The organism is Tsukamurella paurometabola (assembly GCF_900631615.1).
GTDB classification, from domain to species: Bacteria; Actinomycetota; Actinomycetes; order Mycobacteriales; family Mycobacteriaceae; genus Tsukamurella; species Tsukamurella paurometabola_A.
Map to the genome: position 1 here is coordinate 3,655,352 of NZ_LR131273.1, position 17,007 is coordinate 3,672,358.

Genomic DNA, 17,007 nt, shown 5'->3' on the forward strand with positions numbered 1-17,007 from the left:
GATGGAAGACCCCGCTGACGTCCGCACGGCCGTCGAGGATTTGATGCACCGCGTCGACGAGCTCGACGGGGCGCCCGTCGTCGACCCCGGCGCGGTGGCCGGTGTCGGCGAACTCGCGACCCTCGGACGCCAGGCGGCCCTCTTCGAGCAGGCGCATCAGCTCCTCGTGGACGCCCTCGACACCGTGGACCGCGCCTGATGGCTCGGAGGGTGCGGCTCGACGCCGAGCTGGTCCGCCGCGGCATGGCCCGCTCGCGCGAGCACGCCCGGGAGCTCATCGAGTCCGGGCGGGTCACCGTCAACAAGCAGGTCGCGCGCAAGGCCGCCAACCAGATCGACCCCGCCGACCCCGTGCACGTGACGGCGGTCGCCGGCGAGATCGAGTGGGCCTCCCGCGGCGCCCACAAGCTGATCGGGGCCCTCGACGCCTTCCCCGATGTCACGGTCGACGGACGCCGGTGCCTCGACGCCGGCGCCTCGACCGGCGGCTTCACCGACGTGCTCCTGCATCGCGGCGCCGAGCGGGTGTACGCCGTCGACGTGGGGTACGGCGAGCTGATCTGGCGGCTCCGCGACGATCACCGCGTGACGGTTCTCGACCGGACGAACGTGCGCTTCCTCGAACCGGAGGCCCTCGGCGGCCCCGTCGACCTGGTGGTCGGCGACCTCTCCTTCATCTCCCTCGGCCTGGTACTACCCGCGCTCGCGCGGTGCGCGGCACCCGGCTCCGACCTGCTCCCCATGGTCAAGCCGCAGTTCGAAGTGGGCAAGGAGCGGCTGGGGTCCGGCGGCGTGGTCCGCGATCCCGCCCTGCGCGCCGGCGCCGTCCGCGCGGTCGCCGAGGCCGCCGCCGCGGTCGGACTCGCCACGCGCGGCGTGACCTTCAGCCCGCTGCCCGGACCGTCGGGCAACGTCGAGTACTTCCTGTGGCTGCGCAGAGAGTCCGACGGGGACGGCCCCGTGGCCCTCCCCGACGAGGTGGACGACATGATCGGCACGGCTGTGACGGAAGGACCGCAGTGACCGCACCGCACGACCGCACGTTCCTGGTGGTGGTCCACACGCTCCGCAGCGACGTGGGCCGCACGGTGGACGAGATCCGCCGGCGGCTCGACGCGGCGGGCGTGCGGATGAAGCTCGAGAGCGACGTCCGTGAGGCCCCCGACGATGCCGCCGTCGGCTGCGAGGTCGTCGTGGTGCTCGGCGGTGACGGCGGATTCCTCCGCGGTGCCGAGCTGGCGCGTCGCGCGGACGTCCCCATCATCGGCATCAACCTCGGCCACGTCGGCTTCCTCGCCGAATCCGAGGTCGACACCGTTCCCGACACCATCGACGACCTCGTGCACCGCCGCTACACGGTGCACCCGAGGATGACCCTCGACGTCGAGATCCACGACGGCGACCGGCGCGTCTCCGAGGGCTGGGCCCTCAACGAGGTCTCCGTGGAGAACCGCTCCCGGCAGGGCCTCCTCGAACTCGTCACCGAGGTCGACGGCCGCCCCGTCTCGCGCTTCGCGTGCGACGGGCTGCTCGTCGCGACGCCCACCGGATCCACGGCGTACGCGTTCTCCGCGGGCGGCCCCGTCATGTGGCCCGACCTGGAGGCCCTCCTCATCGTGCCGAGCAACGCGCACGCCCTGTTCGCGCGCCCCATGGTCACGAGCCCGCGGTCCGTGATCGCGATCGAGGTCGAGGGCAGCCGACACGAGGCGATCGCCTTCTGCGACGGCCGCCGCACCCTGGAGGTACCGCAGCGCGGGCGCATCGAGATCCGCCGCGGCGCCGAGCCGGTGCGGTTCATCAAGTTGGGTGCCGCGCCGTTCACCGACCGCCTGGTGCACAAGTTCCAACTGCCCATCAGCGGCTGGCGCGGCCGCCGCGACGGCGACAGCGGTGCCGCCGACAACAGCACGGGAATCGGGGGATAGCGAAGTGCTCGAGGAGATCCGCATCTCGTCGCTCGGCGTGATCGAGCAGGCCGCGGCGGAGTTCGCGCCCGGCCTCACGGTGCTCACCGGCGAGACCGGCGCGGGTAAGACGATGGTCGTGACGAGCCTGCACCTCCTGGCGGGGGCGCGGGCGGACCCCGGACGCATCCGCGCCGGCGCCGACAAGGCGATCGTCGAGGGCCGGTTCTCGCTGGCGGGCGCCAGCTCCGCCGACCTGGTCCGCGCGACGGTCGACGACGCCGGGGGCGAGCTCGACGACGACGCCGTCATCGCGGTGCGCAGTGTCGCCGCCGACGGCCGTTCCCGCGCCTACCTCGGCGGGCGCAGCGTGCCCGTCGGCACCCTGTCCGAGTTCGCGGGGCCCCTGCTCACCGTCCACGGCCAGAACGACCAGCTGCGCCTGCTGCGGCCCGAACGGCAGCGCGATCTCCTCGACGCCTTCGCGGGTGCTCCGGCGACCAAGGCGCTGCGCACCTACCAGGCCGTCCGCGAGGAGTGGCTCGCCGCGCGCGCCGAACTCGCCGACCGCACGACCCGCTCGCGCGAGCTCGCCCTCGAACAGGACCACCTCACCGCGTCGCTCGCCGAGATCGACGGGGTCGCGCCGGTCTCCGGTGAGGACGTCGACACCGTCGAGAAGATCAAACGGCTGTCGGACCTCGACACCCTCCGCGAGGCCGCCGACACCTCGTACGCCGCGCTCACCGGCGCGGGCTACGGCGGCGACGGTGAGGGCGCCGGGGCGGTGCTGGACCTGCTCGGCACCGTGCGCGCCGCGCTCGCCGGTTCGGACGACGCCGCGCTGCGCGCGCTCGCCGAGCGCATCGACGAGGCGGCGACCGTCGCGGGCGACGTGGCGACCGAGCTGGGCGCCTACCTCACGGATCTGCCCAGCGACCCGTCGGAACTCGAGTCGCTGCTGCTGCGCCAGTCCGAGCTGAAGACCCTCACCCGCAAGTACGCCCCCGACATCGACGGCGTCCTCGCGTGGGCCGACGAGGCCCGCGAGCGGCTGGCGGGGATCGACACGTCCGCCGAGGGGCTCGCCGCCCTGCAGGCTCGCGTCACGTCGCTCGAGGCGGACCTCGCCGGTGCCGCCGCCGCGCTGACCGCCGCCCGGGTCAAGGCCGCCGGCTCGCTCGGCAAGAAGGTCACCGGCGAGCTGCGCAAGCTCGCCATGGGCGGCGCCTCGATCACGGTCGACGTCGCGCCCGACACCTCCGAGCCCGACGGCGTCGTGGTCGACGGTGCGCGGCGCCGCGCCGGTGCGCACGGCACGGACGTGGTCGAGTTCCGGCTCGTCGCGCACGACGGCGCGAACCCGTTGCCCATCGGCAAGTCCGCCTCGGGCGGCGAGTTGTCCCGCGTGATGCTCGCCCTCGAAGTGGTCCTCGCGGCCACCGAGCAGGGTCTGACGATGGTGTTCGACGAGGTCGACGCCGGCGTCGGCGGTAAGGCGGCGGTGGAGATCGGCCGGCGGCTCGCCGCCCTCGCACAGCGCCACCAGGTGATCGTCGTGACGCACCTCCCGCAGGTCGCCGCCTTCGCGGACACCCACCTGACGGTCGGGAAGCAGACCGGTAAGGGCTCGGTGACCTCGACGCTGACCGCACTGTCGCGCGAGGAGCGCATCGCCGAACTGGCTCGCATGCTCGCCGGACTGGGCGACTCCGACACCGGCCGCGCGCATGCGGAGGAGCTGCTCGAGGCCGCCGACGCGGACAAGGTCGCGCAGTCGGGGGCCCACGCCAGCCGCTGAGCGCCAGAAGCCGGGCCGGAGATGAGTCGCGGCGACGTCTGTGCATCGTGATCGCGCTGAGGGGCGGTTTCAGTATCCCGTCCGGCGCACGGTGGGGCGGGTGGGACTGAAAGTTTCCAGTGTTGTCGGCGCGCCTCACGTGACTTCTGTGACTCACGGGGCAGTATGTGCGGCATGAAGCTCACTGGCCTGCTGTCCCGCAACACGTCGAACCTGCCCGGCGTCACCGGCACCGCCCGGGTCGACAAGGACACCACCCGTCTGCTCGGCCGGATCGGCGCGGGCGACATCGTGGTGTGCGATGAGCTCGACCTCGACCGCACGACCGCCGACCTCATGGTCGAGGCGGGGGTCGCGGCGGTGGTCAACGCCTCGCCGTTCATCTCCGGCCGGTACCCCAACCTCGGTCCCGAGGTGCTGGCCGCCGCCGGTATCGAACTCGTCGACGATGCGGGCAAGGAGGTCTTCTCCCGCATCAAGGACGGCGCGAAGGTGCGCGTCCACGAGGGCGTCGTCTACACCGGTGAGCGCGAGCTGGCCCAGGGCGAGGCGCTCACCGACACCGACGTGACCTCGCGCATGCTCGCTGCGCGTTCCGGTGTCGTCGACCACTTGGAGGCCTTCGCCGGCAACACCGTCGAGTTCATCCGCGTCGAGTCGCCGCTGCTCATCGACGGCGTCGGCATCCCCGACGTGGAGGTCAACCTCAACGAGCGGCACGTGCTCGTCGTCTCCGACGGACCCGATCACGCCGAGGACCTCAAGCGGCTCAAGCCCTTCATCAAGGAGTACGCGCCGGTGCTCATCGGCGTGAACCGCGGCGCCGACGCGCTGGTCAAGGCCGGCTACCGCCCCGATCTCATCGTCGGCGATCCGGAGATGATCACGACCAACACCCTGCGCTCCGGCGCGCAGGTCGTGCTGCCCGCCGCCCCCGACGGGCACGCGCCCGGCCTCGAGCGGATCCAGGACCTCGGGATCGGCGCGATGACCTTCCCGGCGACCGGTTCGGCCGCCGACCTCGCGCTCATCATCGCCGATCACCACGGCGCCTCGCTCATCGTCTCGGTCGGCCACTCCGCCTCGCTGGAGGAGTTCTTCGACGCGGGGCGCCGCGAGTCCAACCCGTCGACGTTCCTCACCCGGCTCAAGGTGGGCACCAAGCTGGTCGACGGCAAGGCCGTCGCGACCCTGTACCGCAGCCGTGGACACGGCGGTGCCATCGCCCTGTTCATCCTCGCCGCGCTGGTCGCCGTCGTCGCCGCCGTGCTCGTCTCCAACCAGGGGCACGACCTGCTGCAGTGGGTCATCGACCAGTGGAACCGCTTCGCGCTCTGGGTTCAGGGCCAGTTCCGGGCACTCTAGGTGCGCGGCCCGTCGCGCCGCCTCCGCACGCCCGGCGCTCGCCGGCCCGCGCTGTTCTGGGCGGCGGTCCTGCTCGCCTTCGCGCTCGGCGTCGCCCTGGGCGGGGGAGTGCTCTCCCGGTTCACGACCGACGGCGACCTCAAGGATCTGCGCACCAAGGTCGATCAGCTCGAGCAGAGCAACGCCGCGCTCACGGACCGCGCCCGGGCGGCGGACGCTTTCGCCGACGCGGCGGCACCGTCGTCGCTGGGGCGGAGCCTGGCGGGGGTGCCCGTCCTGATGGTCGTCGCTCCGTCGGCCGACCGCGGTGACGTCGCGCAGATCAGCAGGCGCGTCACGCAGGGCGGCGGCACCGTCGCGGGCACGCTGGAGCTGACCGACGATCTCTACGCCGAGGACAAGGCCGAACGCCTGCGCGGGGTCGTCGACAACGCCGTCCCGAACGGCGTCACCCTCGACTCCTCCCTCGTCGACCCGCGCGCCCGCGCCGGCGACCTGATCGGCGCGGTGCTCCTCTCCGAGGGCGCGGTCACGCCGCCGTCGAACGGGCGCACCGACGCCCTCGCCGCCCTGAAGCAGGCGGGCTTCGTCGGCTTCTCCGGCCCGACGGTGCCCGGCGCGCGCGCCACGGTGATCGTGACGGGCGGAACAGTGCCCGGGGAACGAGCCGGCGAGGGGCAGGGGATCGGGCGCCTCGCGGCCGCGCTGTCGCGCCACGGCGACGGTGCCGTCCTCGCCGGCCGCACCGGATCGTCGCAGGGTGCGGGCCCTGTCGTGGTCGTGCGGCAGGACAAGGGCCTCGGTGAGCGGCTCGCCACCGTCGACGACGCGGACACCGTGGTGGGGCAGGTCTCGACCGCGCTCGCGCTCGCGCAGGCGACGCGCGACGACGTCCGCGCCTACGGAACGGGCGTCCGCTGACTCCTGGTGATAGGCTGGAGTCCCGTAGTAGAAGCAGGTCTGTCCGCTCGAATACGGGAGTCTCGTTGCCCTCTCCTCGCGTTGGCGCGCGTGTCGCCACGAAGCACATTTTCGTCTCCGGAGGCGTTGCGTCCTCCCTGGGTAAGGGCCTGACGGCCTCCAGCTTGGGACAGCTCCTCACCGCGCGCGGCCTGCGCGTGACGATGCAGAAGCTCGATCCCTACCTCAACGTGGATCCGGGCACGATGAACCCGTTCCAGCACGGCGAGGTGTTCGTCACCGAGGACGGCGCCGAGACCGACCTCGACGTCGGCCACTACGAGCGCTTCCTGGACCGCGACCTCTCGGGCATCGCGAACGTCACCACCGGCCAGGTGTACTCGACGGTCATCGCCAAGGAGCGCCGCGGCGAGTACCTGGGCGACACCGTGCAGGTCATCCCGCACATCACCGACGAGATCAAGGCCCGCATCCTCGCGATGCAGGCGCCCGACTCCGAGGGCATCGTCCCCGACGTCGTGATCACCGAGATCGGCGGCACCGTCGGTGACATCGAGTCCCAGCCCTTCCTCGAGGCCGCCCGACAGGTGCGCCACGACGTGGGCCGCGACAACGTCTTCTTCCTGCACGTCTCGCTGGTGCCGTACCTCGCCGCGTCGGGGGAGCTCAAGACCAAGCCCACGCAGCACTCCGTCGCCGCGCTGCGCAGCATCGGTATCACGCCCGACGCGCTGATCCTGCGCTGCGACCGCGACGTCCCGGAGGGACAGCGGAACAAGATCGCGCTCATGTGCGACGTCGACATCGACGGTGTCATCTCCTGCCCCGACGCCGGCTCGATCTACGACGTGCCGAAGGTGCTGCACCAGAACCAGCTCGACGCCTATGTGGTGCGCAAGCTCGGCCTGCCCTTCCGCGACGTCGACTGGACCGTGTGGGGCGACCTGCTGCGCCGCGTCCACGAGCCGCGCGAGACCGTGCACATCGCGCTGGTGGGCAAGTACATCGACCTGCCCGACGCCTACCTCTCGGTCACCGAGGCGCTGCGCGCCGGTGGCTTCGCGAACTGGGCGAAGGTGCAGATCTCCTGGGTCCCGTCCGACGACTGCGAGACGGATGCGGGCGCGTCCGCCGCGCTGCGCGACGTCGACGGCATCCTCATCCCCGGCGGCTTCGGCATCCGCGGTATCGAGGGCAAGCTCGGCGCGATCCGCTACGCCCGCAAGCGCGGCGTGCCGCTGCTCGGCCTTTGCCTGGGCCTGCAGTGCATCGTGATCGAGGCCGCGCGCTCCGTCGGCCTCGAGGGCGCGAGCTCCACCGAGTTCGACGGTGACACCCAGCACCCCGTGATCTCCACCATGGCGGATCAGGAGCAGGCCGTCGCCGGCGAGGCCGACCTGGGCGGCACGATGCGCCTGGGCGCGTACCCGGCGGCCCTCGAACGCGGCTCGATCGTGGCGAACGCGTACGGCGCGACCGAGGTCTCGGAGCGGCACCGCCACCGCTTCGAGGTCAACAACGCCTACCGGGACAAGGTCGCCGAGTCGGGCCTGCGGTTCTCGGGTGTTTCGCCCGACGGCCACCTCGTCGAGTTCGTCGAGTACCCGAAGGAGGTGCACCCGTTCCTCGTCGGCACGCAGGCGCACCCCGAGCTGAAGTCGCGCCCCACCCGCCCGCACCCGCTGTTCGCGGCGTTCATCGGTGCCGCGCTGAAGTACCGCTCGGAACTGGAACTGCCGGTCGGCGTGCGCACCGCCCCGGAGGAGGTACCGTCGGAGGATGACCGCGCAGATGACTGAGCAGCTCGAATCGCTCGGTTCCGTGCAGCAGCACGATTTCCAGACGCTCAGCAGTGACACCGTCTACGAGGGGCCGATCTTCGCGGTCCGGCGCGACGAGGTGACCATGCCGGGTGGCGGGACGGCCGTCCGGGACGTCGTCGAGCACGACGGTGCCGTGGCCGTCGTCGCCATGAACGCCGACGGCGCCATCGCCATGGTGAACCAGTACCGCCACCCCATGGGGCGTCGGATGCTGGAGATCCCGGCGGGCCTGCTCGACCACACCGGCGAGGAGGAGCCCGTGTGCGCCGCGCAGCGCGAGCTGGCGGAGGAGACGGGCCTCGGCGCCCGCGACTGGCACGTACTGGTGGATCTCGCCCCGTCGCCCGGCTTCACCGACGAGATGGTGCGCGTCTACCTCGCCACGGATCTGCGGTACTGCGAGATGGCCGAGCAGGAGGACGAGGAGCTCGACATGACGGTCGAGTGGATCGCCATGCCCGACGCCGTCCGCATGGTCCTCTCGGGCGAGATCGTGAACTCGACCTCCGTGAGCGCCATCCTCGCGGCCACGATGGTCACCGACGACGACACGCCGCTGCGCTGTTCCGACGCGCCGTGGCCGGGTCGCCCGACGGCCCTGGCCGCCCGGAAGGGGCGGCCCGTGGAGGACGGTCGGTAACTGTGTCGGTCGGGGTTGCGCTCGACGATCAACTGCGGACCTACCTCGACCACCTCACCGTCGAACGGGGCGCCGCGGCGAACACCCTGAGCAGCTATCGGCGCGATCTCGGCCGGTACCGCGAGTACCTCGCCGGGCTCGGGGTGGACGACCTCGCCGAGGTCACCCAGGAGCAGGTGAGCGGATTCCTGGTGGCACTGCGCGAAGGCGGCGACGATCATCCGCCGCTCGCCGCCAGCTCCGCCGCCCGGTCCTTGATCGCGGTCCGCGGGCTGCACCGATTCGCGGCGGCCGAGGGCGTGACGGCCGCGGACGTGGCCCGCGAGGTGCGGCCGCCGGCCCCCGCGAAGCGGCTGCCCAAGGCACTGCCCGTGGAGCAGGTCATCGCGTTGCTCGAGGCGGCCGGGGGCGACTCCGACGCCGACACCCCGTCGCGGTTGCGCGACCGCGCGATGCTCGAACTCCTGTACTCGTGCGGCGCCCGCATCTCCGAAGTGACCGCGCTCGACGTGGACGACATCGACGCGGAGTCCCGGTCCGTGGTGCTGCTCGGCAAGGGCGGTAAGCAGCGCGTCGTGCCCATCGGCCGCCCGGCGCTCGCCGCGCTCGACGCCTACCTGGTGCGGGGACGACCGGCGCTGGTGAAGCGCTCGAACCCGGCGCTGTTCCTCAACGTGCGCGGCGGCCGGCTGTCGCGGCAGTCCGCGTGGCAGGTGCTGGCCGCCGCAGCGGAACGCGCCGGGATCGACACCGCCACCACGCACGTCTCGCCGCACACCCTGCGCCACTCCTTCGCCACGCACCTGCTCGAGGGCGGGGCCGACGTGCGTGTCGTGCAGGAACTGCTCGGCCACGCATCGGTCACCACGACGCAGGTCTACACGCTCGTGACGGTGAGCGCACTGCGCGAGGTGTACGCCCAGGCACACCCGCGGGCGCTCGGCTGACGACCGAGTCGTCGCCGTTCCGGTCCGTAGAATCGGCGCTCGCGCGCGCCGCTGCATCCGTGACTGCACAGCGCGCATTAGGGTGTGAGGGAAGGACGAAGGAGGTGGGCTAGTGGCGGCAGCGCCGGATGCGGAGAACCCGGGCCTGGACCTGGGGGAGCTGGATCATCACCACGCGCCGAAGCCCACGGCCGAAGACGGCCTCGACGCCACCGGCCGGCCCCGCGTCGACTTCCCCGAGCCGACGCCCAAGGCCACCCACGGCCCGGCCCGCGTCATCGCGGTGTGCAACCAGAAGGGCGGCGTCGGCAAGACGACGACCACCATCAACCTCGGCGCCTCGCTCGCGTCGTACGGGCGGCGGGTCCTGCTCGTCGACCTCGATCCCCAGGGCGCCCTCTCCGCGGGGCTCGGTGTGGCCCACCACGAGCTGGAGCTCACCGTGCACAACCTGCTCATGGAGTCCCGGATCTCCGCGGACGACGTGCTGCTGCGCACCCGCATCGACGGCCTCGACCTGCTCCCGTCGAACATCGACCTCTCCGCCGCGGAGATCCAGCTGGTCAACGAGGTCGGGCGCGAGCAGACCCTCGGCCGCGCGCTGTACCCGGTGCTGGACCGCTACGACTACATCCTCATCGACTGCCAACCCTCGCTGGGGCTGCTCACCGTGAACGCGCTCGCCTGCGCCGACCAGGTGCTCATCCCGATGGAGTGCGAGTACTTCGCGCTCCGCGGCCTCGCGCTGCTCACCGACACCGTGGACAAGGTGAAGGACCGACTCAACCCGCGGCTCGACCTCGCCGGGATCGTGGTCACCATGTTCGACGCGCGCACGCTGCACTCGCGCGACGTGATGGCCCGCGTGGTCGAGGTCTTCGGCGACGCCGTGTACCACTCGGTCATCTCGCGTACGGTGCGCTTCCCCGAGACCTCCGTCGCGGGCGAGCCCATCACGTCGTGGGCACCGAAGTCCTCCGGCGCCACCGCTTATCGCGCGCTCGCGCGCGAGGTGATCGCGCAGGAGAAGTGAGCCCCACCGACGCCGAGCCGATCGAGGCGGTCGCGGAGCCGGAGCCGTCCGAGTCCGCCGGCCCCGCGCCCGACGGTGCGCCGGAGGCACCGTCGGGCTTCACGGTCAAGCTCGCGAACTTCGAGGGCCCGTTCGACCTCCTGCTGCAGCTGATCGGTGGGCACCGCCTGGATGTCACCGAGGTGGCGCTGCACGTCGTCACCGACGAGTTCATCGCCTACACCAAGGAACTCGGTGCCCGGGCCGACCTCGACCAGACCACGGAGTTCCTCGTGGTCGCCGCGACGCTGCTCGACCTCAAGGCCGCCCGGTTGCTGCCCGCCGGCGAGGTCGAGGACGCCGAGGACCTGGCGCTGCTGGAGGCGCGCGACCTCCTGTTCGCGCGCCTGCTCCAGTACCGCGCCTACAAGCAGGTGGCCGAGCTGATGGCCCAGCTCGAGGCGAAGGCGAACCGTCGGTACCCGCGGGCCGTGGGCCTGGAGCCCCGGTTCGAGGAGCTCGTGCCCCCGGTCCAGCTGGGCGTCACCCCGGAACAGTTCGCGCTGGTCGCGGCGTCCGCGTTCACCCCGAAGCCGAAGCCGACGGTGGGCCTGGGGCACCTCCACGTGCCCAAGGTGTCGGTGCCCGAGCAGGCCCGGCTCATCGCGGCGCGGCTGCGCGAGCGGCCCGACCACTGGTCCGGTTTCGCCGAGCTGGTCGCCGACTGCGATTCGGGCATCGCCGTCATCGCGCGCTTCCTCGCGCTGCTCGAGTTGTACCGCGAACGCGCCGTGCTGTTCGACCAGCCCGAGGCGCTCGGCGACCTCAAGGTGCGGTGGTCGGGGGAGAACGATGGCACCGTGGTGGGTGGGACCCGCGACGAATACGACGACGCACCCGACGATGGGCAGGAGGAACGATGAGCGAGCAGGCCGAGGATTTCGCCCTGGTCGAGGGCATGGAGCCGGACGAGCTGCGGTCGGCGCTCGAGGCGCTGCTCCTGGTGGTCGACGCGCCCGCGACCGCGGAGCAGCTGGGGACCGCGCTCGAGGAGCCGGAGGAAAGGATCACCGCGGACCTGCGTGCCTGGGCGGGGGAACTCGCCGACCGGCGCTCGGGTATGGAGCTGCGCGAGTCCGCCGAGGGCTGGCGGCTCTACAGCCGGGCCGAGTACGCGCCCTACGTCGAGCGGCTGCTGCTCGACGGGGTGCGGTCCAAGCTGACCCGTGCCGCGCTGGAGACCCTCGCGGTGATCGCCTACAAGCAGCCGGTGAGCCGGTCGCAGGTGAGCGCGGTACGCGGCGTCAACGTCGACGGTGTGATGCGCACGCTCGCCGCCCGCGGCCTCATCGCCGAGGCCGGCAGCGACGGCGGGGCCACCACCTACGCGACCACCGACCTCTTCCTCGAACGGCTCGGCCTGAGCTCGCTCGACGAGTTGCCGCCGCTCGCACCCCTCCTGCCCGAGGTCGACGTGATCGAGGACCTCAGCAGTCATCTCGATGAGGAACCGCGGTTCGCCAGGCTCGGGCGCAAGAGTGCCGACGTGATCGGATTCGATCCCGATGCCTGACCTCTCCGCCGTTCTCCGCGAAGCGTTTCCGCTCGGCGCCGCCGGTCCGACGGTGCGCCGCTGGTGGCCGCTCGTCCTCACCGGGGCCGTGGCGGCGCTGACCGTGTGGGCGGCGACGGCCACGTGGTTCGGGCTGACCATCGGCCGCGTCACCGTCCCGTTCGCCTTCACCGGCACCGGCCGGACGGTCGTCACCGGACCCGAGGTGGAAGGGCCGGTCCGCGGCGTCGCCACGGACGGGGTGCTCCCGTGGGGCTACGCCACCGCGGGGCTCGCGGTCGTGGCCCTGGTCCTGGTGATCGTCGCCACCGTCCGCCCGTCGTTCGCCGTGCGCGGACGCGCGATCGCGAGCGGACTGCTGGGGCTGGCCGCGATGCTGTCCATCCTGGTGTGGATCTTTCCCTCCATGATGATGAGCGGTCTCGAAGACCTGACCGGCGGCGATGCGGGCGGCGACCCGCTGTTCTTCCCAGCCAGGCCCGGGTTGGTGAGCACCATCGCCGTCACGTCCGTCGGCGCCGCCGTGCTGTTCATGGGCCGCCGGAACCGCCCGCTGAGCGCCTCGCGCGCCGCGCCGCGCTGACGAATACCGCTTTCGCCCGCGACCTGCGATCATGGAGGGATCATGAACAGACCCGCTCGCCGTGATGGCACACCGGACAGAAATCGAACCAGCAAGCCCAAGCAGCCCTCGAAGCAGGGCGGCGTCCCGCGCCTCTCCAACGCCAAGCCCGCTCGCACGCAGAACGTCGCGGCGCGCAGGGCGGATCGCGCGTCCTCGGATCACGCGCCGGCGGCCGCCGCCGAGGGGGAGGGCATCCGCCTGCAGAAGGTACTCGCCCAGGCCGGCGTCGCCTCGCGGCGCGTGGCCGAGGAGATGATCGCCGACGGTCGCGTCGAGGTCGACGGCGAGATCGTCACGGAACAAGGACGTCGCGTCGACCCCAACGTCGCGGTGGTCCGCGTCGACGGCGTGCGCGTGGTGGTCAACGAGAACCTCGTGCACCTCGCGCTGAACAAGCCGCGCGGTTGGCAGTCGACGATGAGCGACGACATGGGCCGTCCCTGTGTGGGCGACATCGTCGCCGAGCGGGTCGCCGCGGGCCAGCGTCTCTTCCACGTCGGCCGTCTCGACGCCGACACCGAGGGTCTGCTGCTCGTCACCAACGACGGTGAGCTCGCGCACCGCCTCATGCACCCGTCCTACGAGGTGCCCAAGACGTACCTCGCGTGGGTGCAGGGCGAGGTGCCGCGTCGGCTCGGTAACACGCTGCGGTCGGGCGTCGAGCTCGAGGACGGCCCCGTGAAGGCCGACAAGTTCTCGGTGCTGGAGGCGTCCGAGGGGCGCTCGATGGTGCGGATCGTGCTGCACGAGGGCCGCAAGCACATCGTGCGGCGGCTGCTGGCCGAGGTCGGGCATCCCGTCGAGCGTCTCGTGCGCACGCACGTCGGGTCGGTGGCCCTCGGCGACCAGCGCCCGGGCTCGCTGCGCGTGCTCGGCCGCGACGAAGTGACTGCTCTCTACAAGGCGGTGGGACTGTGACGCTCGTGATCGCCATGGACGGCCCGTCGGGGACCGGCAAGTCGACGGTGGCCCGGCGCATCGCCGAGAACCTCGGCGCGCGGTACCTCGACACCGGCGCGATGTACCGCGCCGCTACCGTGTGGGCGCTGGAGCAGGACGTGGACCTCACCGACCCCGCCGCGATCGCCGCGGTGACGGCCGACCTGCCACTGGCGATGGGATGCGATCCGCTGTCGGAACAGGTGGAGCTGGACGGGATCTCGATCACCCGCCGGATCCGCGAGGACGACGTGACGGCGGCGGTCTCGGCGGTGTCGGCGGTGCCCGAGGTGCGCGAGCAGCTCGTGGACTACCAGCGGGCCATCGCCGCCGACGACGAATCGCCGATCGTGGTGGAGGGCCGCGACATCGGCACCGTCGTCTTCCCCGATGCGCCGGTGAAGATCTACCTGACCGCATCGGCGCAGGCGCGTGCCGAGCGCCGGCACGCGCAGAACATCGAGCTGGGTCTGCCCAGCGACTTCGACGAGGTGCTCGCGTCCGTGCAGCGCCGCGACGGGCTGGACTCGACGCGGAAGATCTCACCGCTGCGCCCGGCCGACGACGCGATCGAGTTGGACTCGTCGGAGATGAACCTGGAGGAGACCGTCGCCGCGGTGGCCGAGACGGCCGACCGTGCACTGAGCGCCTCCCGCGACAAGGAGGCCACCCGATGAGTGACAACGAGTTCGAGTACGCCGTCGAGGACGGTACGTGGGACGACGAGGGCGACTTCGCCGACTACGAGGGCGATTTCGCCGATCTCGAGGCCGAGGCGGCCGAGGCCGCCGCCAAGCTGCCGACGGTCGCCATCGTCGGCCGCCCCAACGTGGGTAAGTCGACGCTGGTCAACCGCATCCTCGGGCGCCGCGAGGCCGTCGTCGAGGACATTCCCGGCGTCACTCGCGACCGGATCAGTTACGAGGCCAACTGGGCCGGGCGACGGTTCCTGGTGCAGGACACGGGTGGTTGGGAGCCGGACGCCAAGGGACTGCAGCAGTCCGTCGCGGCGCAGGCGGAGGTCGCCATGCGCACCGCGGACGCGATCGTCGTGGTCGTGGACGCGACCGTCGGCGCCACCGCGACGGACGAGGCAGTCGCGCGGGTGCTGCGCCGGTCGAAGGCCCCCGTCATCCTCGCGGCGAACAAGGTCGACGATCAGCGCACCGAGGCCGAGGCCGCGGCGTTGTGGTCCCTGGGGCTCGGTGAGCCGCACACCATCTCCGCCGCGCACGGTCGTGGCACGGGCGATCTGCTGGACGTCATCCTGGAGAAACTCCCGGAGACGCCGCGTGAGGGCACCGGCGGCAGCGGACCGCGCCGCATCGCGCTGATCGGCAAGCCGAACGTCGGCAAGAGTTCGCTGTTGAACAAGCTCACCGGCGAGACCCGCTCCGTCGTCGACAACGTCGCGGGCACCACCGTCGATCCCGTGGACTCGCTCGTCGAGCTCGGCGGCAAGACCTGGAAGTTCATCGACACCGCAGGGTTGCGCAAGAAGGTGAACCAGGCCAGCGGGCACGAGTTCTACGCCTCGCTGCGCACCAAGGGAGCGATCGAGGCCGCCGAGGTCGCGATCGTGCTCATCGACGCCTCGCAGCCGATCACCGAGCAGGATCTGCGGGTGCTGTCGATGGTGATCGATTCGGGCCGGGCGCTGGTGATCGCCTACAACAAGTGGGACTTGGTCGACGAGGACCGCCGGTACCAGCTGGAGAAGGAGATCGACCGGGAACTCGTGCAGTTGCCGTGGGCGCTGCGGGTGAACATCTCCGCGCAGACCGGCCGCGCGTTGCAGAAGCTGGTGCCCGCCATCGAGACCTCGCTCGAGTCCTGGGACAAGCGGATCCCGACGGGCCGCCTCAACAATTGGCTGCGCGAGGTGATGGCCGCGACCCCGCCGCCCCTGCGCGGCGGCAAACTGCCCAAGGTGCTGTTCGCGACGCAGGCCGCGACGCGGCCGCCGACGTTCGTGCTGTTCACGACGGGCTTCCTCGAGGCGGGGTATCGACGGTTCCTCGAGCGCCGGCTCCGCGAGGAGTTCGGATTCGACGGCTCGCCGGTGCGGGTGAACGTCCGGGTCCGCGAGAAGCGCGCAAAGAAGTAGCGCCGTGACGGCGGTGGAGGTGCCGGCCGCTCCCGTGCCGCGCCGGCAGGTGGCGGCGTGGTGCGCATGGGACTGGGGGAGCGCCGCGTTCAACGCGGTGATGACCACGTTCATCTTCACCGTGTACCTCACCGGTGCGGTCGGCGAGGATCTCCCGGGCTCGATCAGTGCCACCAGCTGGCTGTCGTGGGCGATGGCCGCGGCCGGGGTGGTCGTCGCGCTGTCGGCGCCGGTGCTGGGCGGGCGCGCCGACGCCGCCGGTCGGCGGAAGTTCTCCCTCGCCGTGTGGAGCGCAGTCGTCACGCTGTGTACCGCCGGTTGTTTCTTCGTCCGTGACGAGTACCAGTACCTGTGGCTCGGCCTGCTGTTGCTCGCGGTGGGGACGGCGGCCTTCGAGCTGGCGAACGTGCCGTACTACGCGATGCTCCGGCAGGTCTCGACTCCGCGGACCATAGGGCGGGTGTCCGGGATCGGCTGGGCCTGCGGCTACTTCGGCGGCATCGTCCTGCTGCTGCTCTGCAACTTCGGCTTCATCGCGGGTGACGGCCCGACCCGCGGGTTCCTGAACGTGCCCACCGAGGGCGGGCTCAACATCCGGCTCGTCGCGCTGCTCGCGGCCGTATGGTTCGCGATATCGGCGCTGCCGGTGCTGTTCCTCGTGCCCGAGCTCCCCGCGGACCCGACCGCGGTGCCCCGGCGCGGGATCGTCGGGGCCTACCGGGATCTGTTCGCGACGATCGGCTCGCTGTGGCGCGCGGACCGCAACGTCGTGTGGTTCCTGGTCTCGTCGGCGGTGTTCCGCGACGGGCTCGCGGCGACCTTCACCTTCGGCGCGGTGCTGGCGCACAGCGTGTACGGGATGAGCGAATCGACGGTGCTGCTGTTCGGCGTGGCCGCGAACGTCGTGGCGGCGTTGGGTGCGGTGGTCGCTGGCCGGTTCGACGATCGCGTCGGCCCGAAGCCGGTGATCGTGACGTGTCTCGTGGGCATGCTGATGGCCGGGACGGTGCTGCTGTTCGTGCGCGGCGAGGCCATGTTCTGGATCTTCGGGCTGATGCTCACGGTGTTCGTGGGCCCGGCCCAGTCGTCGGCGCGCAGTATGCTCGCGCGGATGACGGTGCCCGGCCGTGAGGGCCAGATGTTCGGGCTCTACCAGACGACCGGCCGCGCGGCGTCGTTCCTCGGTCCGCTGTTGTTCGGGATCTTCGTTGCGGCGTTCGGCACCGATCGGGCCGGTATCGGCGGCATTCTCGTCGTCCTCGCGCTGGGATTGCTCCTGCTCCTGCAGGTTCGCCCCGCCCGCGATCGCGCGCTCGCCTGAGCGGGCTCGTCGTGCGCCGGGCGCCG

The 17,007-nt window shown here is 71.7% G+C and carries 17 protein-coding genes; all 17 read left to right on the forward strand.

Going from position 1 to position 17,007, the window contains the following annotated elements; all coding sequences use genetic code 11:
* Nucleotide 1 precedes the first annotated feature (1 nt).
* Nucleotides 2–199 (forward strand): hypothetical protein, encoded by a 198-nt coding sequence (locus ELY19_RS18270; protein ID WP_126197492.1) that lies wholly within the window; start codon nt 2–4, stop codon nt 197–199.
* Nucleotides 199–1,023: a TlyA family RNA methyltransferase gene (locus ELY19_RS18275; protein ID WP_126197493.1), complete on the forward strand. Its 825-nt coding sequence runs from the start codon at nt 199–201 to the stop codon at nt 1,021–1,023. Before ELY19_RS18270 ends, ELY19_RS18275 begins: the two co-directional genes overlap by 1 nt.
* The gene (locus ELY19_RS18280; RefSeq protein WP_126197494.1) at nt 1,020–1,928 is read left to right on the forward strand and encodes an NAD kinase; all 909 of its coding nucleotides are present in this window, start codon (nt 1,020–1,022) and stop codon (nt 1,926–1,928) included. The genes ELY19_RS18275 and ELY19_RS18280 overlap by 4 nt, the downstream gene beginning before the upstream one ends.
* 4 nt (nt 1,929–1,932) lie before the next feature.
* Entirely contained in the window at nt 1,933–3,708 is a 1,776-nt protein-coding gene (gene recN, locus ELY19_RS18285) for a DNA repair protein RecN (protein ID WP_126197495.1), read from the forward strand.
* A gap of 174 nt (nt 3,709–3,882) precedes the next feature.
* Nucleotides 3,883–5,073 carry a putative cytokinetic ring protein SteA gene (gene steA / locus ELY19_RS18290; RefSeq protein WP_126197496.1) on the forward strand — a complete coding sequence of 397 codons (1,191 nt, stop codon included), beginning with the start codon at nt 3,883–3,885 and terminating at the stop codon, nt 5,071–5,073.
* The gene (locus tag ELY19_RS18295; protein WP_126197497.1) at nt 5,074–5,994 is read left to right on the forward strand and encodes a copper transporter; all 921 of its coding nucleotides are present in this window, start codon (nt 5,074–5,076) and stop codon (nt 5,992–5,994) included.
* A 65-nt stretch (nt 5,995–6,059) separates the two neighbouring features.
* Complete coding sequence (gene pyrG, locus ELY19_RS18300) at nt 6,060–7,793, forward strand: CTP synthase (protein WP_126197498.1); 1,734 nt, start codon at nt 6,060–6,062, stop codon at nt 7,791–7,793.
* A complete protein-coding gene (locus ELY19_RS18305) occupies nt 7,774–8,457 on the forward strand; it encodes an NUDIX domain-containing protein (protein ID WP_227966943.1) in 684 nt (227 codons plus the stop codon). The genes pyrG and ELY19_RS18305 overlap by 20 nt, the downstream gene beginning before the upstream one ends.
* A gap of 2 nt (nt 8,458–8,459) precedes the next feature.
* Entirely contained in the window at nt 8,460–9,404 is a 945-nt protein-coding gene (xerD, locus tag ELY19_RS18310; RefSeq protein WP_126197499.1) for a site-specific tyrosine recombinase XerD, read from the forward strand.
* A 151-nt stretch (nt 9,405–9,555) separates the two neighbouring features.
* Complete coding sequence (locus ELY19_RS18315; protein ID WP_227967224.1) at nt 9,556–10,437, forward strand: ParA family protein; 882 nt, start codon at nt 9,556–9,558, stop codon at nt 10,435–10,437.
* On the forward strand, nt 10,434–11,339 hold the full coding sequence (locus ELY19_RS18320) for a segregation and condensation protein A (RefSeq protein WP_374101507.1): 906 nt from the start codon (nt 10,434–10,436) through the stop codon (nt 11,337–11,339). The genes ELY19_RS18315 and ELY19_RS18320 overlap by 4 nt, the downstream gene beginning before the upstream one ends.
* The gene (scpB, locus tag ELY19_RS18325) at nt 11,336–11,989 is read left to right on the forward strand and encodes an SMC-Scp complex subunit ScpB (protein WP_227966945.1); all 654 of its coding nucleotides are present in this window, start codon (nt 11,336–11,338) and stop codon (nt 11,987–11,989) included. Before ELY19_RS18320 ends, scpB begins: the two co-directional genes overlap by 4 nt.
* The gene (locus ELY19_RS18330; RefSeq protein WP_126197500.1) at nt 11,982–12,572 is read left to right on the forward strand and encodes a hypothetical protein; all 591 of its coding nucleotides are present in this window, start codon (nt 11,982–11,984) and stop codon (nt 12,570–12,572) included. Before scpB ends, ELY19_RS18330 begins: the two co-directional genes overlap by 8 nt.
* A gap of 42 nt (nt 12,573–12,614) precedes the next feature.
* A complete protein-coding gene (locus tag ELY19_RS18335) occupies nt 12,615–13,532 on the forward strand; it encodes a pseudouridine synthase (protein ID WP_126197501.1) in 918 nt (305 codons plus the stop codon).
* Nucleotides 13,533–13,546: 14 nt separating this feature from the next.
* Entirely contained in the window at nt 13,547–14,230 is a 684-nt protein-coding gene (gene cmk, locus ELY19_RS18340; protein ID WP_126198919.1) for a (d)CMP kinase, read from the forward strand.
* Nucleotides 14,227–15,660: a ribosome biogenesis GTPase Der gene (der, locus tag ELY19_RS18345; RefSeq protein WP_126197502.1), complete on the forward strand. Its 1,434-nt coding sequence runs from the start codon at nt 14,227–14,229 to the stop codon at nt 15,658–15,660. The genes cmk and der overlap by 4 nt, the downstream gene beginning before the upstream one ends.
* A gap of 4 nt (nt 15,661–15,664) precedes the next feature.
* The gene (locus ELY19_RS18350; protein ID WP_227966946.1) at nt 15,665–16,981 is read left to right on the forward strand and encodes an MFS transporter; all 1,317 of its coding nucleotides are present in this window, start codon (nt 15,665–15,667) and stop codon (nt 16,979–16,981) included.
* Nucleotides 16,982–17,007 lie beyond the last annotated feature (26 nt).